Annotated in this window: 22 protein-coding genes and 3 tRNA genes; 8 read left to right on the plus strand and 17 right to left on the minus strand. The window is 70.1% G+C overall.

Going from position 1 to position 23,730, the window contains the following annotated elements:
* Window positions 1-145: 145 nt before the first annotated feature.
* The 4 genes from AC3DE3_RS08380 to AC3DE3_RS08395 form a co-directional block, all read right to left on the minus strand.
* Complete coding sequence (locus tag AC3DE3_RS08380) at window positions 146-769, minus strand: ATP-dependent Clp protease proteolytic subunit (protein ID WP_260486822.1); 624 nt, start codon at window positions 767-769, stop codon at window positions 146-148.
* Between the two features lie 68 nt (window positions 770-837).
* A complete protein-coding gene (locus AC3DE3_RS08385) occupies window positions 838-1,500 on the minus strand; it encodes an ATP-dependent Clp protease proteolytic subunit (protein WP_119192410.1) in 663 nt (220 codons plus the stop codon).
* A 207-nt stretch (window positions 1,501-1,707) separates the two neighbouring features.
* Window positions 1,708-3,114: a trigger factor gene (gene tig, locus AC3DE3_RS08390; RefSeq protein ID WP_488369682.1), complete on the minus strand. Its 1,407-nt coding sequence runs from the start codon at window positions 3,112-3,114 to the stop codon at window positions 1,708-1,710.
* A 50-nt stretch (window positions 3,115-3,164) separates the two neighbouring features.
* Window positions 3,165-3,241: transfer RNA gene (locus AC3DE3_RS08395), tRNA-Pro, on the minus strand.
* A 201-nt stretch (window positions 3,242-3,442) separates the two neighbouring features.
* On the opposite strand from AC3DE3_RS08395, the gene AC3DE3_RS08400 reads away from it, so the two are divergent.
* A tRNA-Gly gene (locus tag AC3DE3_RS08400) sits at window positions 3,443-3,516 on the plus strand.
* 113 nt (window positions 3,517-3,629) lie between these two features.
* On the opposite strand, the gene AC3DE3_RS08405 is transcribed toward AC3DE3_RS08400, so the two are convergent.
* From AC3DE3_RS08405 to AC3DE3_RS08415, 3 genes are all read right to left on the minus strand, one after another.
* Window positions 3,630-4,484 carry an Fpg/Nei family DNA glycosylase gene (locus AC3DE3_RS08405; RefSeq protein WP_488369683.1) on the minus strand — a complete coding sequence of 285 codons (855 nt, stop codon included), beginning with the start codon at window positions 4,482-4,484 and terminating at the stop codon, window positions 3,630-3,632.
* A 39-nt stretch (window positions 4,485-4,523) separates the two neighbouring features.
* Window positions 4,524-4,997, minus strand: a complete 474-nt coding sequence (locus AC3DE3_RS08410) for a ribose-5-phosphate isomerase (protein WP_488369684.1) — start codon at window positions 4,995-4,997, stop codon at window positions 4,524-4,526.
* 178 nt (window positions 4,998-5,175) lie between these two features.
* On the minus strand, window positions 5,176-5,802 hold the full coding sequence (locus tag AC3DE3_RS08415) for a mycothiol-dependent nitroreductase Rv2466c family protein (protein ID WP_488369685.1): 627 nt from the start codon (window positions 5,800-5,802) through the stop codon (window positions 5,176-5,178).
* A gap of 111 nt (window positions 5,803-5,913) precedes the next feature.
* Here AC3DE3_RS08415 and pepN point away from each other — a divergent pair, with 111 nt between their 5' ends.
* Together pepN and AC3DE3_RS08425 are read left to right on the plus strand one after the other, a co-directional pair.
* Window positions 5,914-8,517, plus strand: a complete 2,604-nt coding sequence (gene pepN, locus AC3DE3_RS08420) for an aminopeptidase N (protein WP_488369686.1) — start codon at window positions 5,914-5,916, stop codon at window positions 8,515-8,517.
* Window positions 8,518-8,643: 126 nt separating this feature from the next.
* Entirely contained in the window at window positions 8,644-10,080 is a 1,437-nt protein-coding gene (locus tag AC3DE3_RS08425) for an SMP-30/gluconolactonase/LRE family protein (protein ID WP_488369687.1), read from the plus strand.
* Between the two features lie 49 nt (window positions 10,081-10,129).
* Here the strand turns inward: AC3DE3_RS08425 and AC3DE3_RS08430 are convergent, their stop codons facing one another.
* A complete protein-coding gene (locus AC3DE3_RS08430) occupies window positions 10,130-10,741 on the minus strand; it encodes an HNH endonuclease (RefSeq protein ID WP_488369688.1) in 612 nt (203 codons plus the stop codon).
* Window positions 10,742-11,091: 350 nt separating this feature from the next.
* Here AC3DE3_RS08430 and AC3DE3_RS08435 point away from each other — a divergent pair, with 350 nt between their 5' ends.
* Genes AC3DE3_RS08435 through AC3DE3_RS08445 form a run of 3 tightly spaced genes read left to right on the plus strand, consistent with a single transcriptional unit; the run spans window position 11,092 to window position 13,831 of the window.
* Complete coding sequence (locus tag AC3DE3_RS08435) at window positions 11,092-11,487, plus strand: globin (RefSeq protein ID WP_260486831.1); 396 nt, start codon at window positions 11,092-11,094, stop codon at window positions 11,485-11,487.
* Between the two features lie 35 nt (window positions 11,488-11,522).
* Window positions 11,523-13,076 (plus strand): glycoside hydrolase family 13 protein, encoded by a 1,554-nt coding sequence (locus AC3DE3_RS08440; protein ID WP_488369827.1) that lies wholly within the window; start codon window positions 11,523-11,525, stop codon window positions 13,074-13,076.
* A gap of 11 nt (window positions 13,077-13,087) precedes the next feature.
* Window positions 13,088-13,831 (plus strand): SDR family NAD(P)-dependent oxidoreductase, encoded by a 744-nt coding sequence (locus AC3DE3_RS08445; protein ID WP_260489272.1) that lies wholly within the window; start codon window positions 13,088-13,090, stop codon window positions 13,829-13,831.
* Here the strand turns inward: AC3DE3_RS08445 and AC3DE3_RS08450 are convergent.
* The 8 genes from AC3DE3_RS08450 to AC3DE3_RS08485 form a co-directional block, all read right to left on the minus strand.
* Window positions 13,828-15,078 (minus strand): site-specific DNA-methyltransferase, encoded by a 1,251-nt coding sequence (locus tag AC3DE3_RS08450; protein ID WP_488369689.1) that lies wholly within the window; start codon window positions 15,076-15,078, stop codon window positions 13,828-13,830. The two genes, AC3DE3_RS08445 and AC3DE3_RS08450, sit on opposite strands and share 4 nt — an antisense overlap.
* The gene (locus AC3DE3_RS08455; RefSeq protein ID WP_488369690.1) at window positions 15,075-15,758 is read right to left on the minus strand and encodes a DUF8185 domain-containing protein; all 684 of its coding nucleotides are present in this window, start codon (window positions 15,756-15,758) and stop codon (window positions 15,075-15,077) included. The genes AC3DE3_RS08450 and AC3DE3_RS08455 overlap by 4 nt, the downstream gene beginning before the upstream one ends.
* Window positions 15,755-16,240: an acyl-CoA thioesterase gene (locus AC3DE3_RS08460; RefSeq protein WP_260486834.1), complete on the minus strand. Its 486-nt coding sequence runs from the start codon at window positions 16,238-16,240 to the stop codon at window positions 15,755-15,757. The genes AC3DE3_RS08455 and AC3DE3_RS08460 overlap by 4 nt, the downstream gene beginning before the upstream one ends.
* Window positions 16,237-16,698 carry an acyl-CoA thioesterase gene (locus AC3DE3_RS08465; RefSeq protein ID WP_260486835.1) on the minus strand — a complete coding sequence of 154 codons (462 nt, stop codon included), beginning with the start codon at window positions 16,696-16,698 and terminating at the stop codon, window positions 16,237-16,239. The genes AC3DE3_RS08460 and AC3DE3_RS08465 overlap by 4 nt, the downstream gene beginning before the upstream one ends.
* Window positions 16,695-17,177 (minus strand): acyl-CoA thioesterase, encoded by a 483-nt coding sequence (locus tag AC3DE3_RS08470; RefSeq protein WP_260486836.1) that lies wholly within the window; start codon window positions 17,175-17,177, stop codon window positions 16,695-16,697. Before AC3DE3_RS08470 ends, AC3DE3_RS08465 begins: the two co-directional genes overlap by 4 nt.
* Before the next feature lie 6 nt (window positions 17,178-17,183).
* On the minus strand, window positions 17,184-18,857 hold the full coding sequence (gene ettA / locus AC3DE3_RS08475) for an energy-dependent translational throttle protein EttA (protein WP_260486837.1): 1,674 nt from the start codon (window positions 18,855-18,857) through the stop codon (window positions 17,184-17,186).
* 125 nt (window positions 18,858-18,982) lie between these two features.
* Window positions 18,983-19,504 carry a single-stranded DNA-binding protein gene (locus AC3DE3_RS08480; protein ID WP_488369691.1) on the minus strand — a complete coding sequence of 174 codons (522 nt, stop codon included), beginning with the start codon at window positions 19,502-19,504 and terminating at the stop codon, window positions 18,983-18,985.
* A gap of 169 nt (window positions 19,505-19,673) precedes the next feature.
* Entirely contained in the window at window positions 19,674-21,704 is a 2,031-nt protein-coding gene (locus AC3DE3_RS08485; RefSeq protein WP_488369692.1) for a bifunctional copper resistance protein CopD/cytochrome c oxidase assembly protein, read from the minus strand.
* A gap of 108 nt (window positions 21,705-21,812) precedes the next feature.
* Between AC3DE3_RS08485 and AC3DE3_RS08490 the strand changes: the two genes are divergently transcribed.
* A tRNA-Arg gene (locus AC3DE3_RS08490) sits at window positions 21,813-21,885 on the plus strand.
* An 11-nt stretch (window positions 21,886-21,896) separates the two neighbouring features.
* Here AC3DE3_RS08490 and AC3DE3_RS08495 read toward each other — a convergent pair.
* Entirely contained in the window at window positions 21,897-22,886 is a 990-nt protein-coding gene (locus AC3DE3_RS08495) for a TIGR03557 family F420-dependent LLM class oxidoreductase (RefSeq protein ID WP_260486840.1), read from the minus strand.
* An 86-nt stretch (window positions 22,887-22,972) separates the two neighbouring features.
* Between AC3DE3_RS08495 and AC3DE3_RS08500 the strand changes: the two genes are divergently transcribed.
* Window positions 22,973-23,650: an HAD family hydrolase gene (locus tag AC3DE3_RS08500; protein WP_488369694.1), complete on the plus strand. Its 678-nt coding sequence runs from the start codon at window positions 22,973-22,975 to the stop codon at window positions 23,648-23,650.
* The last annotated feature ends 80 nt before the right edge of the window (window positions 23,651-23,730 follow it).

Below are 23,730 nucleotides of genomic sequence, written 5' to 3' on the forward strand. Positions count from 1 at the left end.
GTTCTACGTCCTCGCATTCCGGGGGCGCCGATGTCACGCCCCGTAGTCGACGGTACGCGGTGGCGGCCGTAAAGCCGACCCCCGCGTGATCAGTTCATTGCACCCGACAGCGCGCCGCTCCCCTGAGCGGCGCGCCGCCGGCGCCTCAGTTGCCCGTCGACAGCTTGCGGTAGTCGAACACGGTGTCGATGATCCCGTATTCCTGGGCCTCCGCGGCGGTGAGGATCTTGTCGCGGTCGGTGTCCTTGCGGACCTGCTCGGCAGAGCGACCGGTGTGCTGGGCCAGCGTGGTCTCCATGAGGCGACGCATCCGCTCGATCTCCGCGGCCTGGATCTCGAGGTCCGAGACCTGGCCCTGGATGCCACCCGTGGCGGGCTGGTGGATGAGGACGCGAGCATTGGGCAGCGCCGCCCGCTTGCCCTTGGTGCCCGCCGCGAGCAGCACGGCGGCGGCCGACGCGGCCTGACCGAGGCAGACCGTCACGACGTCCGGCCGGACGTACTGCATGGTGTCGTAGATCGCCATCAGCGAGGTGAACGAGCCACCCGGCGAGTTGATGTACATGGTGATGTCACGGTCCGGGTCCTGACCCTCCAGGACCAGCAGCTGGGCCATGATGTCGTTCGCCGAGGCGTCGTCGACCTGGGTGCCCAGGAAGATGATGCGCTCCTCGAAGAGCTTGTTGTAGGGGTTGGACTCCTTGACGCCGTAGCTGGAGTGCTCGACGAAGGACGGCAGAATGTACCGGGAGGAAGGCAGTGAGGTCATCGGTGACTCCGTGGTGGTGGTCGAGGCTGGGTGGGCTGCGGGAGCGCTCCCGTGGGCGGAGGACTGGATCACGACGGCGAGGTACCGCCGGTCTGGGACGCACGCGAGATCACGTGGTCGACGAACCCGTATTCCTTGGCCTCCTCCGCCGAGAACCAGCGGTCACGGTCGGAGTCCTCGGTGACCTGCTCGAATGTCTGGCCCGTGTGGAAGGCGATCAGCTCGGCCATCTCACGCTTGGTGGCGGCATACTGCTCGGCCTGGATTGCGATGTCGGCGGCGGAACCACCGACGCCGGCCGACGGCTGGTGCATCATGATCTTGGCGTGCGGGAGGGCGTAGCGCTTGCCCTTGGTGCCCGCGGTCAGCAGGAACTGGCCCATCGAGGCTGCCAGGCCCATACCGTAGGTCGCCACGTCGCACTCGACGAACTGCATCGTGTCGTAGATCGCCATGCCGGCGGTCACCGAACCACCGGGCGAGTTGATGTACAGCGCGATGTCGCGGGTGGGGTCCTCTGCCGCGAGCAGGAGGATCTGCGCGCAGAGGCGGTTGGAGATGTCGTCGTCCACCTGGGAACCCAGGAAGATGATCCGCTCCTGCAGGAGGCGCTCGTACACCGAGTCGCCGAGGGTGAGTCCGTGCGACCCCGGCGAGCTGAGTGCGGGCTGCGTCGAACCGGGCTGAGCCGCTGAACCGTTCTGGGCCACGGGGAACCTACCTTCGCTCATCGTCTTCACCGCTAGTGCGGCGCCCGGCCGACCGGTGGCCGGGGAACCGTTACGTCAAACACTAACCAACACCGACGACGGAACCGTCCCGCCGGGGCGGGTGTTCGCTCTCAGCGTCGGGCCACCAGCGCCGTCCCCGGGGACCGGAACGACAGGGCCGGGACCACGTGACGCGGTCCCGGCCCTGTCAGGGGTCTGAGCTGACTGTCAGGCGTCGGCGTCCTTCTCGTCCGCGGTCGCCTCAACGGCGGTGTCGGACGCGGTCGACTCGGCGGCGTCGGCGTCGGCGGCCTCAACGGTGCCGAAGAACTCGCTGGTGTCGACCACGTTGCCCTCGGTGTCCTTGACGGTGACCTTCTGGATCACGTCGGCCAGGGCCTTGGACCGGCGGACGTCGGAGAACAGCGAGCCGAGCTGGCCGGCCTGCTGGATCTGCTGCACGAACTGGTTGGGGTCCATGCCGTAGCGCTGGGCCTGGAACAGGATGTGCTGCGTGAGCTCCTCCTGCGAGACGTCGGTCGAGTTCTGCTCGGCGACGGCGTCCAGCAGGAGCTGGCTGCGGATGGCGCGGGCGGCGCCCTCGCGGGTCTCGGCCTCGAACGTCTCGCGGTCGGTGCCCTCGGCGGCCAGCGCCTGGTCCAGGATCGACGCGTCGCCACCGAACTGGTCGATGAGCTGGTGCATCTGGGCGTGGGCCTCGGACTCGACGACCGCCTCCGGCGTCGGCACGTCGGTTGCCTCCATCAGGGCGTCGAGGACCTTGTCGCGGATCTCGCCCGCGAGGCCGGCCCTGGCCTGCTGCGCGACCTTCTCCGACAGGTCGGCCTTGAGCTCGTCCAGGGTGTCGAACTCGCTGGCCATCTGCGCGAACTCGTCGTCGGCCTCGGGGAGCTCGCGCTCCTTGACGGACTGCACGGTGACGGTGATGACCGCGTCCTTGCCGGCGTGGTCGCCGGCGACGAGCGAGGAGGTGAACTCCTTGGACTCGCCGGCCTTCAGACCCTCCGCCGCGTCGTCCAGGCCCTCGACGAGGGTTCCGGAGCCGAGCTCGTAGGACAGGCCCTCGGTGGAGGCCTCATCGACGGGCTCACCGTCGACGGTCGCAGCGAGGTCCACCGACAGGAAGTCACCCTTGGTGGCGCCACGCTCGACGCCCTTGAGCGTGCCGAAGCGGGCACGCAGGTTGTCGAGCTCGGCGTCGACCGCCGCCTCGTCGGTCTCCGGGGCCTCCACGGTGACCTCGAGGTCCTCGTAGGTCGGGAGGGTGATCTCCGGACGGACGTCGACTTCGGCGGTGAACTCGACGACGTCGTTGTCCTCGAGCTTGGTCACCTCGATCTCGGGCTGCGCCAGCACCACGAGCTCGTGCTCGTCGACGGCCTGGCTGTAGCGCGACGGGATCATGTCGTTGATGACCTGCTCGAGGACGGCCGGCCGGCCGATCCGCGACTCGAGGAGCTTGGCCGGAGCCTTACCCGGGCGGAAGCCCGGGATGTTGACCTGGCCGGCGAGCGACTTGTAGGCCTTGGCGAAATCCGGCTCGAGCTCCGCGAACGGCACCTCCACGGTGATCTTGACCCGGGTCGGGTTGAGCTGCTCGACAGTGCTCTTCACGGTGATGTTCTCCTAGGAAGTTTCTCGGGGTTCGTGTCTTTCGGCTCCGCTGGTCGGGATGACAGGATTCGAACCTGCGACCCTCCGCTCCCAAAGCGGATGCGCTACCAAGCTGCGCCACATCCCGGTGAGTCGCGCGGCCGACCATCCCGCGATCGAGCACGGGACATCTGCCGGGCCGCCAAACCAACTCGCCCAGTGTACGACAGGCCCATCGGGGCGCCGATTCCGCGTTCTCGGGCCGGGAGTTGGGAGCACCGGCACGGTCCGGTAGTGTTATCCGGGCGTGAGCGTGACCCGGCGGAAAAGCCCAGGTCAGCGCTTCGATGCGGGTGTAGCTTAATGGTAAAGCCCCTGCCTTCCAAGCAGGCTACGCGGGTTCGATTCCCGTCACCCGCTCCACAGCCCGGACACGGGCCACGACCAGCGGGGCGCCTCGATCGACGAGACGCCCCGCTGCTCATTCGCGACAGAGCCCGCGGGGTCGGTCGAGGTTCACCGCCGCGGAGGACGGCTCAGCGTCGCCGCCGGCCCGCCTGGCACGTCGGACACCAGAAGAGGGTCCGGGCCTCCATCGTCTGCAGGGCGATCTCGTCGCCGCACACCCGGCACTCCCAGCCGTCGCGTTGGTAGACGTAGTTGCGAGGGCGATCGGCCCCCCGGCGGGGCACGTCGCCGTGGTCGTGCTCGGGGCGGATCGTATGGATGGCGCCGGTCTCCACGCCGATCTCCATCATCTCCACGAGGTCGTCCCAGAGGGCTCGGAACTCCTGCTCACGCAGCTCCACCCCGGGGAGGAACGGGGTGATCCCGTGCCGGAAGAGCACTTCGGCGCGGTAGACGTTGCCGACGCCGGCCAGGACCTTCTGGTCCATCAGCAGGGCACCGATCGTCCGCGCACTGCGACTGATCCGTGCCCACGCCCGGGCGGGGTCGGCGTCGGGGTCCAGCGGGTCGGGGCCCAGGCGGTCGCGCACTCCGGCGACCGCCTCGTCGGCGATCACCTCGCAGCGGGTCGGGCCCCGCAGGTCGACGTAGTGGGCGGACCCGTCCCCCGCCACCCGGTCCCCCGTCGCGGCGCCCACCCGCATCCGGACCTGCCCGACCGGGGTGGGCGGGTCCTGCCCCTCGGGGACCAGGTGGGTGTCGAAGAAGCCGTACAGGCCCAGGTGGACGTGAACGGCGAGGCCGCCCTCGTAGTGGTGGAAGAGGTGCTTGCCCACCGCCGTGGCGCGGTCGAAGTACCGGCCGTCGACGGCGGTGGCCTGGTCGGCGAACCTCCCCTGGGGACTGGACACACGGACGGGCCCGCCTGCGAAATACTCGGTGTGCAAGCGGGCCAGCCGGTGGAGGGTGTGCCCCTCGGGCACGGGTACTCAGGCTCCGGGTGTCGTCGGACTCAGGTGTCGTCAGGCCCCGGGGACGGCGGGGGCCTCGCCGGTGCGCTCGTACTCGGCGAGGATGTCGATGCGCCGCTGGTGCCGCTCGGCTTCCGACCACTCCTGATCGAGGAACGCGTCGACGATCGCGAGCGCCTCCTCGCGCGAATGCATCCGACCGCCGATGCCGATGAGCTGGGCGTTGTTGTGCTCACGCGCCAGCCGCGCGGTCTCGACGCTCCACGCCAGGGCGCAGCGCGCGCCGGGCACCTTGTTCGCGGCGATCTGTTCGCCGTTGCCGGAGCCGCCCAGGACGATCCCGAGACTGCCCGGATCGGCGACGACCCTGGCGGCCGCGTCAATGCAGAAGGCCGGGTAGTCGTCCTCGGCGTCGTAGGTGTGGGCGCCGCAGTCGACCACCTCGTGCCCGGAGGCCTTCAGGTGCTCGGCGATGGCGTTCTTGGTCTCGAAGCCGGCGTGGTCCGCCCCCAGGTAGATGCGCATGCCGGAGATTCTGCCACGCGCCTCCACGGATCCCCACGGCAGGCGAGGCCAGGCCAGAGCCATCCCCCCGACGACAGCCGCGCGCAATGTGAGCAGCCGCGCACGGAATTCCGTACGCGGCTGCTGCGATCGCGCGCGGCTGCGAAGGGGATCGTGACCGCTGCTGCCGGGAGCGGCGTCAGTCGAACTGCGGCGCCTCGGTGCGGCTGCGCTTGAGCTCGAAGAAGTACGGGTAGTCGGCCAGCAGCGCGGCACCGTCGAAGACCTTGCCGGCGTCCTCACCACGCGGGATGCGGGTCAGGACCGGCCCGAAGAACGCGGTGCCGTCGACGTGGAGGACCGGGGTCCCGACCTCGTCGCCCACCGGGTCCATGCCACGGTGGTGCGAGGCGCGCAGCTCGTCGTCGTACTCATCGGTCCCCGCGGCGGCCGCGAGGCCGACGTCCAGACCGGCCGCCTCGAGCGCCTCGGTGATGACGGTGGGGTCCTCGATACCGCGCCCCTGGTCGTGGATCCGGGTCCCCAGCTCGGTGTAGAGCGCGCCGAGGACCTCCTGGCCGTGGCGCTGCGCGGCGGCGATGGCCACGCGCACCGGACCCCAGCCGCGCTGCATGAGCGCCGTGTAGTCCTCGGGCAGGTCACGACCCTCGTTGAGCACGGACAGGCTCATGACGTTCCACGTCACGGAGATGTCGCGGACCTTCTCGACCTCGAGGATCCACCGGCTGGTGACCCACGCGAACGGGCACAGCGGGTCGAACCAGAAGTCGACGGAACGGGTGGCGGACCGGGCATTCGATGTCATGACCCCATACTCCCTTCCCGCGGCGGCTGCCGCCACTGTGGCCGACTCGGTGCCCGCCGGGTGGTAGGACTGGTGCGGTATCCGACACCCACCGAACCGAGGTCCTCACCGATGCGCTCGCTCAATCTCACCCGCGCCGACGCCGCCGCCCGGTCGGAACTGCTCACCGTCGAGTCGTACGACGTGGAGATCGATCTCACCGACGGCCGCGGTGGGCCCGGGACCGACACGTTCCGTTCACGCACCGTGGTGCGCTTCTCCTGTACGCGCCCGGGCGCGGAGACGTTCATCGACCTCCGCGCCGCGGTGATCCGGTCCGCGACCCTGAACGGCCGGGAGCTGTTCCCGGCCGCCGGAGAAGGGCGGTACGACGACGAGGACGGCATCACCCTGACCGACCTGCAGGCGACCAACGAGCTGATCGTGGACGCCGATCTCGCGTACACCACCACCGGTGAGGGCCTGCACCGGATGGTCGACCCCGCCGACGGGGAGGTCTATCTCTATTCGCAGTTCGAGACCGCGGACGCCAAACGGGTCTTCGCCTGTTTCGACCAGCCCGACCTCAAGGCGAGCTACACCCTGACGGTGACCGCTCCCGAGAACTGGGTGGTGGTGGCCAACACTCCGGCCGAGGAGTCCCCGGCTGATGGGGGCGGCGTGGTGCACCACTTCGCGCCGACCGAGATCATGTCGACCTACCTCGTCGCCCTTATCGCGGGGCCGTACCACGTCGTGGAGGACATCTACACCGACGAGCACGGCACGATCCCTCTACGTCTGCTGTGCCGGGCATCGCTGGCCGAGTTCCTCGACGCCGACCGCCTGTTCGCCGAGACCAAGGAGGGTTTCGGCTTCTACCACCGGGAGTTCGGCCTGCCGTACGCGTTCGGCAAGTACGACCAGATCTTCGTCCCCGAGTTCAACGCCGGGGCCATGGAGAACGCCGGGGCCGTGACGTTCCTCGAGGACTATGTCTTCCGCTCCCGGGCCACCGGCTACCGCTACGAGCGGCGCAACGAGACGATCCTGCACGAGATGGCCCACATGTGGTTCGGCGACCTGGTGACCATGCGCTGGTGGGACGATCTGTGGCTCAACGAGTCGTTCGCCACCTTCGCCTCGGTGCTGGCCCAGGTGGACGCGACGCAGTACACCGACGCGTGGACCACCTTCGCGATCGTCGAGAAGGCGTGGGCGTACCGCCAGGACCAGCTGCCGTCCACCCATCCGGTCGCCGCGGACATGACCGACCTCGAGACGGTGGAGGCGAACTTCGACGGGATCACCTACGCCAAGGGCGCCTCGGTGCTCAAGCAGCTCGTGGCCTACGTCGGGCGCGAGCCGTTCCTGGCCGGGCTGCGCGCCTACTTCGCCGAGCACGCCTTCGGCAACGCCCAGTTCGACGACCTGCTGTCGGCGCTCGAGAAGTCGTCGGGTCGCGACCTGTCGGGCTGGGCCGACCAGTGGCTGCGCACGACCGGCATCAACCCGATCACCGTCGACATCACGACCGGCGGCGACTCCCGCACGATCTCGGAGCTGACCGTCGTCCAGGGCCCGGCCGCCCCGGGGGCCGGCGAGCTGCGCACGCACCGGCTCGGGGTGGGCCTGTACAGCCGCGACGCCTCCGGGGCCATCGTGCGCACCGAACGGGCCGAGCTGGACATCTCCGGCGAACGGACGGCGGTGGCCGAACTGGCCGGCCGCCCCGTGCCCGATCTGGTCCTGCCCAACGACGAGGACCTGACCTACTGCTCGGTCCGGCTCGACGAGCGGTCACTGACCACCGTCCTGGACTCGCTCGAGGACGTCGCGGATCCGCTGGCGCGCACGTTGTGCTGGTCCGCGCTGTGGGAGATGACGCGGGAGGCGAGGCTGCCCGCCCGCAGGTTCGTGGAGGTCGTCTCCCGGGCGGCGCCGCGCGAGGCCCACATCGGCGTGGTGCAGCGGGTGCTCACCCAGGCGCAGACCGCGCTGGCCCGCTACGCCGACCCGGACTGGGCCGCCGCCACCGGGTGGAGGACGTTCTCCGGTGCGATGCTCACCGCGGCGCGGGAGGCCGAGCCGGGGTCGGACCACCAGCTGGCCTTCCTCACCGCGCTCTGCGCCTGCCCGATCGGCTTCGACCAGGGGCGGGTGCTCGGCACTCTCCTCGACGCGGGTGCGGACGAGGCGGGGCTGCCCGGGCTCGTCGTCGACACTGACCTGAGGTGGACCGTCCTCACCGCACTGGTCGCCGCCGGCGCCGCGGACACCGACCGCATCGACGCCGAACTCGCGGTCGACGACACCGCCGGCGGCGCCCGTAGGGCCGCCACCGCGCGTGCCGCCCGCCCCTTCGTCGGGGCCAAGGACGAGGCGGAGCAGCTGTTGCTCGCGACCGGGGCCGATGCCCCGAGCAACGCGATCGTGCGCGCCACGCTCCTCGGTCTCGACCTCCCCGGCCAGGAGCACCTGCTCACCGGCCTGTGTGAGCGCTATCTGGACAATGTCACGGCCCTGTGGACCGCACGCCCCGGTGACCTTGCCCAGACCGTCGCCGAGGGCACCTTCCCGTCGTGGGCGGTGGACCGCGAGACCGTGGAGCGCTTCGAGCAGGTCCTCTCCGACGAGTCGCGACCAGCGGCTCTGCGCCGGATCATCGCCGAGCAGACCGCTGACATGATCCGGGCGCTGGACGCCCGCGCCGTCGACACCGCCGAGTCGGACTGACCGTCGGGGTCGGGACGAAAGGCGGGTTCCAACTGCCCCGATAAGCGGACTCACATCCCGCTCGTGGCAGAATCCCAGGCCTGATGGTCGGCGCAGCGGTGCGGGCCCGAAGTGACGGGATGGCCTGTGACCGACAACCGACCTGCGTGGCGCACCCGCCGGGGCCCCGGCGCGGCGGTGGCCGCCGCCGCCGCGCTCGTCCTGCTGGTGAGCGGATGCTCCGCCTACGCCGAGCCCGCCGACGGCGCCGGGGGCCGCGGGGCACCGGGTCCCGAGCCGGTGCTGGTGGGCGGACTGCTCGCCGATCCGAGTTCGATCGCCGTGCGGCCCGGCACGGCGGAACTGTGGATCACCAACGCCGGTGACGACTCGCTGACCGTGGTGGACCCGGCCGACCCCTCCTCGGCCCGCACGCTGCGGGACGGGTACGGGGAGCACTTCACGGCCAGGCCCTCGGGAATCGCCTTCAACGAGGACGGGTCGTTCTTCGCCGTGTCCAACGACTCCACCAACGAGGTCAGGGACATGGAGTTCGTGCTCAACCCCGAGCGCGATGCACATTTCCGCAACAACAACTTCATGGGGCCCTCGCTCTTCTCGCCGGAGACCTTCGCCCTCGCGGGCCAGAACAAGCCCTACCTCGCCGACTGGCCGCAGCCGGGCCTGAGTCACGACCCGCCGGACGACATCCCCGAGCACCAGTGCCCGGCCGAGTACTGGTCGGACACCATCGCGCGGTGCGTGTGGCCCCGCCAGGGCAGCCACCTGGACATGCTGCACGGCAACCCGCTGAGCACCGGGATCCTCCACGACGCCGTCAACGCGTACTACGTCCTCGACGGCTGCGGGGTCGGTGACACCGAGGGGCGGTGCAGCGGGCCGGGGCACGTGGCCCGCGTCGACTTCAACCGCGACCACCAGGAGGGCAACGGTTTCCACGGGGACGGCACCACCCGGCGCTACATCGACCTGCCCTACGAGCGCGTCGACGGCGTCCCGAGCGGGATGATGGCCCACGACGGCTGGATCTACTACGCCGACACCGGCGCGGGCGTGGTCCGCCGTTTCCAGCCGGACAGCGGGCGCACCGAGGTCATGGTCTCCAACTGGAACGGCTCCCCCGCCGGCCACGGCGAACACGGTCCCGGCGTGATCGACTGGAGCCACCTCCCCGACGGCCCCGGCGACGGTGACGACCCGGACACCGTCCGGACGTGGGTGGACGAGCACGGAGATCGCGACGCCATCGACGCCGCCGGGGACCGCTGGATCATGCCGCGCGAGACCCTCGCCGAGTACTCCTACGTGTGGGACGCCACCGTCGAGGACGCGGGCCCGCCCACCGCGGAGCGACCGTCGGGGCTGGCGGCAGGCACCGACTCGTGGTTCGTCGCCGACAATGCCACCGGCCGGATCCTCGAGTTCGCCTGGGACGGTTCCCCCGGCCGGGTCATCGAGACCGGCATGGCCGGTGTCACCGGGCTGGCGGTGTCCGAGGACGGGCGCACCCTGTACTTCGCCGACACGGACTCCGACGGGGTCTACAGCCTGACGCTCGGCTGACCCCGGCGGCGGGCGCCCGGACGGTCGGTCAGGCGGGCACCCGATCGCCTCAGGCGGCGTCGAGGTAGAGGTAGTCCTCCCAGTGCGGGCCGATCTCGCGCAGTTGGGAGACGAGCCGCCACGTCCTTCCTCGCGGGGCGGCGAGGGGAACCCGCAGCTCCCACCCCAGCTCCGAGAGCAGCTTGTCGGCCTTGCGGTGGTTACACGGCGCACAGGAGGCCACGCAGTTCTCCCAACCGTGCGCTCCCCCGCGACTGCGCGGGATGACGTGGTCCACGGTCGTGGCCCTGGCGCTGCAGTATCCGCACCGGTGGCCGTCGCGGTGCATGAGCGCGGCGCGCGTCATCGGGACCTGCGAGCGGTACGGGATCCGGACGTACTCGCGAAGTCGGATCACCGACGGCACGCGAATCGCGGTGCCCACCGAGCGGACGAGGACCTCCACCGGGTGGTCGTGGACCACGTCGGCCTTACCGCCGATCAACATCACCACCGCGCGACGGGCGGGCAGCGCCGTGAGTGCCTCGTAACTGGCGTTGAGCAGCAGGACGCGTGGGGCCGACGCGAGCGGGACATGCCGGTCCGGGACCGGCTCCAGCCGGGAGGGGGCTCGTGAACCCCGTTGTCGGTACTCCGTGTTCTCGCGCACTGCAGCGCCCATGGTCGGTCTCCGCTCGTCTGCCCCGAGCCCAGTGCATCAGCCGCGTCCGGGCTCGTCGTGAACCTCGCCTGCCACGATGATGCACCTTCGATGAACACTTCGTGCGGCTAACGCATAGCAGAAGGTACCCAACCCGGCCGATTCGGCCGGGCAGGCGGGCGGATCCGGGGTCCCGCCGCCGATCCATCCGCGCGCTCCAGAGTCATCCGACCGGGAGATATCGCGTCCGTATGACTCTGGAGCGCGCGGCTGCGGAGGAACGCAGGCAACCAAGGCGACGGAACAGTCGGGGTTGGCGGCACCTCCTACCCGGGGACTCCGCAGGCACCCGCACAGGCATGATGGAAGGCATGAGCAGCAGCACCTTCTATGACGAGATCGGTGGAGCGGAGACGTTCCGGAAGATCGTCCACGAGTTCTACCGCCGGGTGGCGGACGACCCCGTGCTGCGCCCGATGTACCCGGAGGCGGACCTGGGGCCGGCCGAGGACCGCCTGCGGATGTTCCTCGAGCAGTACTGGGGAGGGCCCACCACGTACTCCGAGCAGCGCGGGCACCCGCGGCTGCGGATGCGGCACAACCCGTACGTCGTCGACCGCGCCGCCCACGACGCCTGGCTCACCCACATGCTGGCCGCGGTCGACACGATCGACGGCGAGACCCTGGACGACGAGCACCGGGCGGCCTTGATCGACTACCTCACCCGCGCCGCCGCGATGATGGTCAACACCGCGGAGATCGGGTGAGACCTCCCTCCGACGCGGCGCGCCCGTGGGAGGACATGATCCTCTACCAGATCTACCCGCGGTCGTTCGCCGACTCCGACGGCGACGGCGTCGGTGACCTGCGTGGCGTGATCGACCGCCTCGGCCATCTGGACAACCTGGGCGTCGACGGGGTGTGGTTCTCCCCGATCATGCGCTCGCCCGGCGCCGACCACGGGTACGACGTGTCCGACCCGCGGGATGTCGACCCGCTCTTCGGCGACGTCGACACCCTGCGCGAGCTTCTCGAGCGGCTCCACGCCGTCGGCAAGGTGCTCATCATGGACCTGGTGCCCAACCACACCAGCGTCGAGCACCCCTGGTTCCCCGCCGCGGTCGCCGCCGGGCCGGGCAGCCCGGAACGCGCGCGCTACCTGTTCCGGGACGGCCGAGGCGACGACGGTTCCGAACCTCCGAACAACTGGCCGTCGGTGTTCGGCGGTCCCGCCTGGACCCGGGTCACCGAGCCCGACGGCACGCCCGGCCAGTGGTACCTCCACCTGTTCGCCCCCGAACAGCCGGACCTGGACTGGACGAATCCCGAGGTCGCCGACGATCTCGAGCGGACCCTGCGGTTCTGGCTCGACCTGGGAGTGGACGGCTTCCGGATCGATGTGGCCCACGGACTCGCCAAACCCGACGACCTCGCCGACCTGCCCGACGATGTGGAGATCGCCCAGCTCGTCGTCGACCCCCGCGATGCACGCTGGGACCGGCCCGGCGTCCACGACATCCACCGACGGATCCGGCGAGTCCTCGACGACTACCCGGGCGCGGCCACCTTCGGCGAGGTGTGGGTGGGGCCGATCGAGCGGTTCGCCCGCTACCTCCGACCCGACGAGCTGCACTTCGCATTCCACTTCGCCCTCACCGGCGCCCCCTTCGACGCTGCGGCGATCCGCGAGGCCATCGACTCCACGCTCGAGGCCGCGCGGGTCTCGGGCGCGGCGCCCACGTGGGCGCTGTCCAACCACGACGTCGTCCGCGAGGTGACCCGCTACGGCAACGGTGCCGTCGGCACCTCCCGCGCCCGCGCCATGCTCCTGGTGACCCTCGCGCTGCCGGGGATCGCGTTCGTCTACAACGGTGCCGAGCTCGGACTGCCCAGCGACTTCGCGATCCCCCACGACCGGCTCACCGACCCCACCTGGGAACGCACCGGCCACGCCGAGGTGGGCCGTGACCACTGCCGGGTGCCCATTCCATGGGAGGGCGACCGCCCTCCGTACGGGTTCTCGACGGCAGCCGACCCCTGGCTTCCGATGCCGGAGGGGTGGCCCCACCTCACGGTCGCCGCCCAGCAGGAGGACCCCGACTCCGTGTTGTCGCTGTACCGGGCGGCGATCGGGATGAGGCGTTCATGGCCGTCCGCGGACACGACGGCGATCGTCTGGGAGAGCGAACTTGACGGGTGTCAGGCGTTTCGGCGCGAGGGCGGCGGGGTCCTGTGCATGATCAACACATCCCCTCGGTCGGTGCCTCTGCCTCACGGCGAGGTCCTTCTCGCCTCCGGCCCGCTCGACGGGAGGGATCTGCCACCGGACACCTCCGTGTGGCTGCAGGACTCCTGAAGGGCTTCGACGTGCGACTGAACGACAAGACCTCGATCATCACCGGCGGCGCCGGCGGGATCGGCCGCGGCATCACCCGTGCGTTCGTCAAGGAGGGCGCCAACGTCCTCGTGGTGGACATCAACGACGAGGCCGGGGACGCGCTGGCGGCCGAACTCGGCGGGAAGGTGCGCTACCTCCACTGCGACATCTCGGTCGAGGCCAACGCCGCCATGATCGTCGCGGCCGCCGTCGAGGCGTTCGGGCACCTGGACATCCTGGTCAACAACGCCCACGCTTCCCGCCAGGCCCCGCTGCTCGAGACCACCGGCGACATGATGAACCTGTCCTTCGGCACCGGCTTCTACCCCACCTTCTGGCTGATGAAGGCCGCTCACCCCCGTCTGGCGGAGCGGGACGGATCGGTCATCAACTTCGCCTCCGGCGCCGGTATCGACGGCAGCCCCACCCAGGCGTCCTACGCCGCGGCGAAGGAGGCGATCCGAGCCATCAGCCGGGTGGCCGCCAACGAGTGGGCGCGCGACGGGATCAACGTCAACGTCATCTCCCCCCTCGCGCTCACCGAGGGCGTGGAGGCCTACATCGAAGCGAACCCGGGGATCGAGAAGAAATTGCTGGCCGGCACCCCGATGCGCCGCTTCGGCGACCCGGAGTCGGACATCGGCCGGGTCGCGGTCTTCCTCGCCAGTGACGACGCGTCCTACATGACCGGGCAGACGATGATGGTCGACGGCGGCGGGCTCATGCTCCGCTAACCGTCGCCGGAGCCGACACGCAACCTCGGCACCAGCACGTCGCGGACCGTCTCGGGGTTGCGTTCGACCACCACCCAGCGCCGGCCCAGCGCACCGGCCGCGACCGCCGTGGTCCCGGACCCGGCGAACAGGTCCACGACCAGCTCGCCGGGCTCGGTGGCCAGCTCGACGATCCGCCGCATCAGGGCCTCCGGTTTGGGGGTGCGGAATCCGTCGACCCCGGCCGCCCGCAGTTCGGCGCGAGCGGTGTCGGTCGACCCGACCTCCTGGGACAGCCAGATCGTCTTGAGCTTCTTGATCCGCCCGGCCTCGAACCGGTCCCGCTGGTAGATGTCCACCCGGGGACCCGAACGGCCCTTCACCGTGCGGCACACCAGGTCGCCGACGCGCTCCCTCGCCCTCTCGCGCGACCACCGCCACACCGCCGGGGTGAGATCGCCGAACACCGGGAAGATCTCCTGCAGACCGGGCATCGCGTCCACCGACACCTCGCCGGTGTCCGGGTCGCCGTAGAGCGGATACGTCATGGTGGGTGTGGTCCGCGGGTTGAAGCGCTTGTTGGTGTTACGCAGGGGCAGGAGCCGGAAGCTGACACCGTCCATGCCGCGGTGCGGGAAGTCCGCCGGGTCGACCGCCGAGGCGACCCCCCCGGCCAACCGCACCTGCTCGGGGTCGCGGGCGTACACCATCAGGCGGTCGTGGGAGCCCGCGAAGAAGCGGTCCAGCTGTCGCCCCTTGGGATTGCTCTCCACCGTGAGGTCCGCGATGAACGCCTCGGCGCCGAAGATCTCGTCGAGCAGGCAGCGCACGCGGTGGGCTTCGGCGTCGTCGAGGTGCACCCACACGGTTCCCGTCTCCGCGAGCAGGTCACGGGCCACGGCGAGCCGGGTCTCGATGTAGTCGAGCCACTCGTGACGCGGCATGTTGTCGTGATACCCGTCGAACCGGCCCCCGCGGTTGTACGGCGGGTCGAGATAGACCAGCTGCGCGGTGCCGGACGGTGCGAGGCCGTGTTCCGCGAGGGCGTCGTGGGCGTCGGCGATGCGTGCGCCGTCGCCGACCAGCACGGCCCCGTCGACGGGGTTCGTGCCGCCTGCTCCGCCGGGAACGACGGTTCGATCGGGCTCGTGGGCGACGTCCGCGCGGCGCGCGAACAGTGCGGCGACCCGGGGAACCGGCCCGTCCGCGCCCGAGGACCCGGCGCCACCCCGCCCGGGCCAGGAGATCGAGAAGTCGGGAGAGGTCACCGCAGCGGTTCGAGGGTCAGGGAATCGGTCCGGCGGAACACCGTGCCGTAGCGGGCGTCCAGTCGGATCCAGGCGCCGCGTTCGCTCACCCGGACCGGCTCACCCTCCGGGGCGCGGCCGGCCTTCTCCGGCACGAAACCGCACATCACCACCGAGAACACCGTGCGCATGTCCACCCCGACGGGGTGGGACGTGTCCGCCCGGACCGTGAGCGCGACCTGGTCGAGCAGGGACGGTGGCAGACCCGCGGGGCCGGCGTTCTCCCGCGCGGCCTCCCGTCCCGACCGCGTGAGGTCGAGCAGGACCTGCGCCGGTACGTCCTCGACGCGCTGGAACCCGTCGGTGGGCGGCAGCAGTCCCTGCCAGGCGGACAGGAGCGGCATCCCGGGGTCGATCAGCCCCTCGCCGTCCCCGCGCGGCAGGACGTCGAGCTCGGTGAGGAGGTGGTCCGCCCCGGCCACGACGTCGCCACCGGGGCACGTTCCCCCGAGCACGCGGACGACCAGCGCCCCGAAGGGGGTTCGGGCCCAGACGCGCACCCGGCCGTCTCCCCCGGAGGTCAACCGCACGACGGCGGCCTCGTCCAGGCGGAGAATGCGGCGGAGCAGGGTGCGCAGGTCGTCGCGGTCGGCGGGGTCGGGCACACGGATCATCCCGGTATCAGACCCCGGTCCGATCACGCCGGGTCCTCGTGCCGGAACTCCAGCAGGTAGTCGCGCTCGGCGCGGGAGAAGCGCCGGGGGCGTTGGGTGGTCAGGTCGAACGCGGCGATGGTGGCCGCGCAGTCCACGGCCGGCGGCGCCGAGTCCGGGGTGGTGCGGCCGCGGACCTCGTGGCGGGCCACGAACATCGCGCCACCCACCTTCTCGCACCACATCCGAATGCGGACGGGACCGTCGGCGTGCTTGACCTGGCCGCGGTACTTCACCGAGAGGTCGGTCATCACCGCTCCGGCGGTGAGCGTCGCGGTGGGCGTGCCCTCGGAGAAGAGCCACGGGATCCGCGCCTCCTCGATGAGCGTGATCATCCGGGCGTGGTTGACGTGGTGGTAGAGGTCCTGGTCCGACCACCGGACCGGCATCGCCGAGGTGAACACCCGACGACCCGGCTCCCCCGACACCCCGAGCGGCCCCCCGGCCTCCAGGACGAGCTGTTCGGTCACGTGGCGGGCCCCTGGTCGGTGATGGCCGCCCGCTGCTGCGCCGCCTCGAGTACGTGGCGCACCCCGGACGGGATCTCCACAGCCGTCGAGGTGGAGGTGTCGTAGGCCACCATGACCACCCGCAGCGCGCAGCAGATCTCGCCCGCCGCATCCAGGATGGTCTGGCGGATCTGGTACGACGTCGTACCGACGTGCTCGACCTCGATCTCGACCTCGACGGTGGTCGAGTCACGCAGGACCGGCCGCAGATGGTCGATCTCCACCCGCCGCACCACCTGCGGCAGGTTACCCAGTCCGAACGGGCCGAAGCGGCTGCGGATGAACAGGATCCGCGCCTCCTGGGCGTATTCGATGTACTTGACGTTGTTGACGTGCCCGTACTGGTCGAAGTCCGCCCACCGCACCTGCAGAGTGCAACGGAACGTGTCGGCGTCCGTCGCGTCGTGAAGTGAACTCATCCCGCCTCCTCCCGGTCCCCCAGCAGCGCGGCCCGCTCCTCGGGGGTGATCTCCAGTGTCGTGGTCTCGTCATCCGCCGTCACGACCATCACCGTGTCGACCACCGCGCACGGTTCGGCGCCGGTCGACTCGGAGCCGATCGAGGTCCGCATGGTGAACGAGGTACGACCCACCCGCAGGACCTGCACGTCCACCCACACCTCGGCCACACCCATGGCAATGGTGCGGCGGAAGTCGATCTCCATCCACCGCGCCAGTGCGATCGGCACCCGCGAGCCCGGCACCCCGAACTTCTCGCGGAACCACATCAGCCGGGCGTCCTGGGAGAACTCCTGGAACCGCACGTTGTTGACGTGCATGCCCACGAAGTCGGAGATCCGCAGCGGGATCCGCACCCGGTGCACGGCTCCCGCCGACTCGGTGACGGTCGTGGCGCCCGCGGCCGGGGTGCCCGCGCTCTGGGTGGTCGGTGTGGCCATGTGCGGTCAGTCCCTGGTGAGCTTGCGGTGGGTGACCCGGTGCGGGCGCGCCGCGTCGGGTCCGAGACGCTCGACCTTGTTCTTCTCGTAGCCCTCGAAGTTGCCCTCGAACCAGTACCACTGCCCCTCGGCGACGTTGCCCTCCCAGGCGAGGATGTGGGTACAGGTCCGGTCCAGGAACCAGCGGTCGTGCGAGATGACCACGGCGCAACCCGGGAAGTCCTCGAGCGCGTTCTCCAGGCTGCCCAGCGTCTCGGTGTCGAGGTCGTTGGTGGGCTCATCCAGGAGGATCAGGTTGCCGCCGACCTTGAGGGTCAGGGCCAGGTTGAGGCGGTTGCGCTCACCACCGGACAGGACACCGGACTTCTTCTGCTGGTCCGGTCCCTTGAAACCGAAGGCGCTGACGTAGGCCCGCGACGGCATCTCGTTCTGGCCGACCTCGATGAAGTCGTTGCCCTCGGAGACGACCTCCCACACCGACTTCTCCGGGTCGATATTGGCGCGGTTCTGGTCGACGTAGCTCAACTTGACGGTGTCGCCGACCTTGACGGTGCCGGAGTCCGGCTCCTCGAGCCCGACGATGGTCTTGAACAGGGTCGTCTTACCGACACCGTTGGGGCCGATCACACCGACGATGCCGTTGCGGGGCAGGGTGAAGCTGAGGTCCTTGATGAGGATCCGGTCGTCGAAGCCCTTGTGCAGGCCGTCGACCTCCACCACCACGTTGCCGAGGCGCGGCGGCGTCGGGATCTGGATCTCCTCGAAGTCGAGCTTGCGGTGCTTCTCGGCCTCCGCTGCCATCTCCTCGTACTTCGCCAGACGAGCCTTCGACTTGGTCTGCCGGGCCTTGGCGCCGGAGCGGACCCACTCGAGTTCCGCCTTGAGCCGCTTCTGCAGCTTCTGGTCCTTCTTGCCCTGGACCTCGAGCCGCTCCGCCTTCTTCTCCAGGTAGGTGGAGTAGTTGCCCTCGTAGGGGTGCAGCTGGCCGCGGTCGACCTCACAGATCCACTGTGCGACGTGGTCGAGGAAGTACCGGTCGTGTGTGACGGCCAGGACGGCGCCGGGGTAGGCGGCCAGGTGCTGCTCCAGCCAGAGGACGGACTCGGCGTCCAGGTGGTTGGTGGGCTCGTCGAGCAGCAGCAGGTCGGGCTTGCTCAGCAGCAGCTTGCACAGCGCCACGCGGCGCATCTCGCCACCGGACAGGTTGGTCACCGGCGAATCGCCCGGCGGGCAGCGCAGTGCGTCCATGGCCTGCTCGATCTGGGAGTCCACGTCCCAGGCGTCGACGGCGTCGAGCTGCTCCTGCAGCTGACCCATCTCCTCCATGAGCTCGTCGGTGTAGTTGGTCGCCATCTCCTCGGCGACCTCGTTGTACCGACGCAGCTGCACCATCGTCTCGCCGAGACCGTCCTCGACGTTCTCCTTGACGGTCTTGGACTGATCGAGCTCCGGCTCCTGCAACAGGATGCCGACGCTGGCCTCGGGGTCGAGGAACGCCTCGCCGTTGGAGGGCTGGTCGATCCCGGCCATGATCTTGAGGATGGAGGACTTGCCGGCGCCGTTGGGGCCCACGACGCCGATCTTCGCACCGGGGTAGAAGGACATCGTGACGTCGTCGAGGATCACCTTGTCCCCGTGCGCCTTGCGTACCTTCTTCATCGTGTAGATAAACTCGGCCATTCTACCCTCTCACCTGCGCAAATAGTTCACATCGCCGCGGGTGGGCCGCGGGCACGACCCCCATGTTACGTGTCCACCCGCGGCCCCGGCGTCCGCAGCGGACGCCGGCCCCACCCCCTGCCGCTTCAGGCGCCGGCCGCCCCCACGAACTCGTCCGCCCCGCTCGGGTCGGGCTCCGGCGCGCCCGGGTCCAGCGACCCGATCGCCATGGCGTCCGGGTCCTCGGCCACGCCCTGCGGTTCGCCCTCGTCGCCGTCGGCGCCGGCGCCAGTGCCGTCGACGGGCGCGTCCGTCCTGGCGCGGCGCACGGTGACGTCCATCCGGGACAGATCGGGCCCCACCGCGCTGACCCGCATCTCCAGGTCACGCATGATGCGGCCGTCACGCTCGTACTCGTTGGTGAGCAGCCGGCCGTGGAGGATCACGCCGTCGCCCTTGCAGAGCGCACCGGACGCCCGTTGCCCCAGCCTGCCCCAGCAGTTGGCCGAGAAGTACAGTGTGCCGCCGGTCTTCCACTCCCCCGTGAGCCGGTCCTGGTAGCGGCTGTTGCTCGCCACCCGGAAGGTGAACACCTGGTCGTCGCCCACCCGTCGAGTGGTGGGGTCGGTGATCACCGTGCCGCGGACTGTCGTGTGGGTCTCGTTCATGGGCTGGACTCCTGTCACGTTCGGCCGACCGTGCATCGGCCTCGTGACCCTCAGCGTGCCCCACCTCGTCGTCGTCGCCCCGTGTTCCCACCGCCCGCGGCGGCGGCCCTGTGGAGGGGGAACGGGGTGTGGAGAACGGTCGGTCGTGACGACGACGAGGTTCGCGGTCTCAGTGCCGGCGGTCGGTGCGGGACATCTCCCGGAGCATCTCGTTGTAGGCCTTGAGCTCGGCGTCGTCGTCGCGGTCGGCCTGCCGTTCCCCGCGCCGCGCCTCGCGCATGTCGCTCTGGTACCACTGCCATGCCAGGGCCAGCATGACGATCACCAGGGGGATCTCCCCCGCCGCCCACGCGACACCGCCGCCGACCTGCTGACTCTGCAGCAGATCCGGGATCCACGGCAGGCCGATGCCCGAGTACCACGACTCCGCCAGCACGGTCTTGGTGTTCATCAGGAGGATGCCGAAGAACGCGTGGAAGGGCAGCGAACTCAACAGCACCATGAGCTTGTACATCGGCGAGAAGTGCCGCGGTGACGCGTCCACGCCGATGATCACCCAGTAGAAGAGGTAGCCACTGATGAGGAAGTGCACGTTCATGAACATGTGGCCCAGGTGCTCCGAGGCCAACATCTGATAGAAGCCGCCGAAGTAGATGAGGTAGAAACCTGCAACGAACTGGACCGACGCCACGATCGGGTGGGTGAGGAAGTGCGAGAGCGGGTTGTTGATGAACTCGACCAGCCACTCGCGTGGACCGGGCGGGTTGCCGCGGCCGGCGGCCGGGAGCGCGCGCAGCGCCAGAGTGAACGGGCCGCCGAGGGCCAACAGGACGGGCACCAACATCGAGATGAGCATGTGGCCCACCATGTGGCTCGCGAAGTCGGCCATCATGTACATCCCCATGCCGGAGCTGGTGGTGAAGAACAGGATCACGCAACCCGACACCCAGAAGGCGGTACGGCTCGCGGGCCACGAATCGCCGCGGCGGAGCAGGCGCAGGATGCCCCAGACGTACAGGCCCAGGAGGACCACCGCGGCCAGGCCGAGGACCAGGTCGAACCGCCAGGTCCCGAACACCGTGCCGAACGAGAACGGGCCGGGCAACTCGAAGCCCAGCAGCGCCTCCTGCCGCGTGGGGACGTACAGGGGCGCGGGCGGCGGGGTGCGGCCGAGCGAGACCGACAGGCCCAGCGTGCCGGCCATGACCACGGCTTCCACCACGATGATCCGCAGCAGCGTGGGCCGGTCGACCGGAGCGTTGGCCCCCGTCGACTCGATCGTGGCGATGATCCGACGGCGGATCGCCAGGCCGAACATCGCCAGCAGGCACAGTACGAGCGCCTTGGACACCACCAGCAGCCCGTAGGTCGAGGTGAGCAGGTCGCCCGGGTGCAGGCGGACCAGCGCGTTGATCACGCCCGTGAGGCCGAGCGCGACGATCGCGACCGTCGCCACCACCGAGTAGCGACGCAGGGCCAGTGCGACTCGGGAGCCGCCTCGCCAGGTGTGGACGATGAGCGCGACGAGTCCGCCCACGTAGAACGCCGCACCGAACAGATGGATGATCAGCGAGTTGGTGGCGATGTCATGGGCCGTGTTCCCCGACGCGTGGCCCGTGGCCGCCACCGGCAGCAGCGACATCACCGAGACTGCCAGCCAGATGACAGACCAGCGCCAGCTCAGTGTCAGCCGCTGCCCGATGCCGGCGACCAGGGCGATGACCGCGGCCCAGCGCCACGAGGACGCGACGTCGATCTGGTTGATCGCGACCAGCCACTGGTCCGGCGGCAGGGTCTGGAAGAAGGTGCGACCGGAGACGTCCGACAGGGTCAGCGGGATGAGCAACGCCGCGGCGACCGCCCAGGCGATATTCGCCCACGATGAGATCTGCTGCATCCGGTAGCCGTCGACGTCGAGGGTCTTGTCCTTCTGCGGCGGGGTGAAGAACGCCGCGAACAGCGCTGCACCCACCGCGACGGAGGCGAGGAGTTCGCCGATCGACCGGAGCGCCGGCAGGCCGGACGTGGTGAGCGCGCCGGGGTCGGGCACACCCACCAGCTCGAGCGCGACATCGGCGGACATGGCCGAGAGCGGGATGACCACCGCGGCCGCGACCGCCGCGAGGAGTAGCACCAGGGCCACGATGTTGCGGGCTCCGAACCGCCCGGCGGTGGCGGGGGCGGTCTTCGACGACGTCATGGGCTCCATCGTAGGAACTCCGACGCCCCCGGGCCGATTCGCCACTGTCGGACGCACCCCCCGGATCGGCTACCATTCTCCCGGCGACGCCGCACGCGGGCGTCGCAGGCCTCCGTAGCTCAGTGGATAGAGCATCCGGTTTCTACCCGGCTGGTCAGGGGTTCGAATCCTCTCGGGGGCGCCGCAGCGCGGTCAGCCCGCGGCTTCGCGCAGCCGCGCCAGCAGCGGCTCGGCGGCCTCCTCGAGGAACCGGTCGAGGGTGGAGTCGCCGATCTGGATCAGCGCGATGTCGGTGTACCCGGCCTCCCAGTAGGGCCGGACCTTTTCCACGATCGCGTCGAGATCGGGCCCGCACGCCAACTGCTCCCCCACGTCCTCGGTCCGGACGAACTGGGTGGCGGCGGCGAACCCGGCGGTGGTGGGCAGGTCGGAGTTCATGGCCCACCCGCCGGCGAACCACCGGAACTGGTCGTGCGCGCGTTCGACGGCGGCCGACTCCGAGTCGGGGTCCCAGCTGATGGGGATCTGCGCGATCGCGCGGGCGCCGTCACCGATCCGGGTCTGCCCCTCGAGGCCGTTCCACTCCTCGATGTAGCTGCTCTCGGGCTCGGTGGCGATGAGGTGGTCGCCCAGCGGCCCCAGGTGCGCCAGGGCCTTCTCGCCGCCGGCGGCCACGCCGATCGGGACGCGCTTCTCGGGCAGGTCCCACAGGCGGGCGGAGTCCACGCGGAAGTGTTCGCCGGAGTAGGTGACGAGCCCGCCGTCGAACAGGTCGCGGATGATCTCGAGCGCCTCGACGGTCATCTCGTGGCGCTCGTCGACCGACGGCCAGCGCTGCCCCACCACGTGTTCGTTGAGGTTCTCCCCCGCGCCGATGCCGAGCATGAACCGACCGTCGGACATGATCTGCATCGTCGCGGCCTTCTGCGCCACCACCGCCGGGTGGTACCGCAGGATCGGGCAGGTGACATAGGTGCACAGGTCGACCCGTTCGGTGACGTGCGCGACCGCCCCGAGCACGCTCCACACGTACGGAGCGTGCCCCTGCGAACTCAGCCATGGGAAATAATGGTCCGAGGCCACCTCGAAGTCGAAGCCCGCCTGTTCGGCCTTGGCGGCGTAGCGCACGAGCTCCTTGGGTCCGGACTGTTCGGTCATGAGGGTGTATCCGAAGCGCGTCATGCCTACCGATCGTGCGCGCGGCCGGGCCGCGACGCCACACCGGCAATCGGTTGCCGCCCGGCGCGGGGCGCGGCACCGTCGAGGGCATGACCACCCAGCGCGCTCTCCTCCTCGACGTCGACGGCACCCTCGTGGATTCGACCTACGTCCATGTCTGGACCTGGGTCCGCGCTCTCGCGGAGGCGGGAGCGCCGGTGCCGTTCGTGGAGGTGCACCGCCGGATCGGCAAGGACGGCTCGACGATCGTGGAGGAGTTACTCGATATAGCGGGAGTCGACGACGACGAGGAGCGCGAGAGCATCGCGGGCCGGGCCAAGGACCTGCACGGTGAGTACTACGCCGAACAGGCCGGGTCCCTGCGGGTGCTCCCCGGAGCCCGCGACCTCGTGCGCGGCGCCAAGGAGCAGGGGTGGATCACGGTGCTGGCCACGTCCGCGCCGCCGTCGGAGTTCGCCGAGGCCCGCAAGTTGCTCGACATCGACGACCACGTGGACGCCGCGACCACCGGTGAGGACGTCGACCGGGCCAAGCCCGATCCCACGATCGTCGAGATCGCCCTCGAGCGCTCCGGTGTCGACGCCGCGGATGCCGTCATGGTCGGCGACGCCACCTGGGACGCCATCGCCGCGACCAAGCTGGGCGTCCGCTCCGTGGCGGTACGCACCGGCGGAATCGGCGATTCGGAGCTCCGAGACGCCGGATTCTCGCAGATCGTCGACGACGCCGCCGCGGTGCTGGAGCTGCTGACCTCGGGCACGCTCTGACCTGCCGGGCCCCGCCACGCGCTCCCCACTGCTGCGCACCACGTCTCCCGGCCCAGGCGCCTGCCGGCCCCTCGCCGTTC

The sequence above is a fragment of the Dietzia sp. IBK-p2-16D genome, assembly GCF_057773085.1.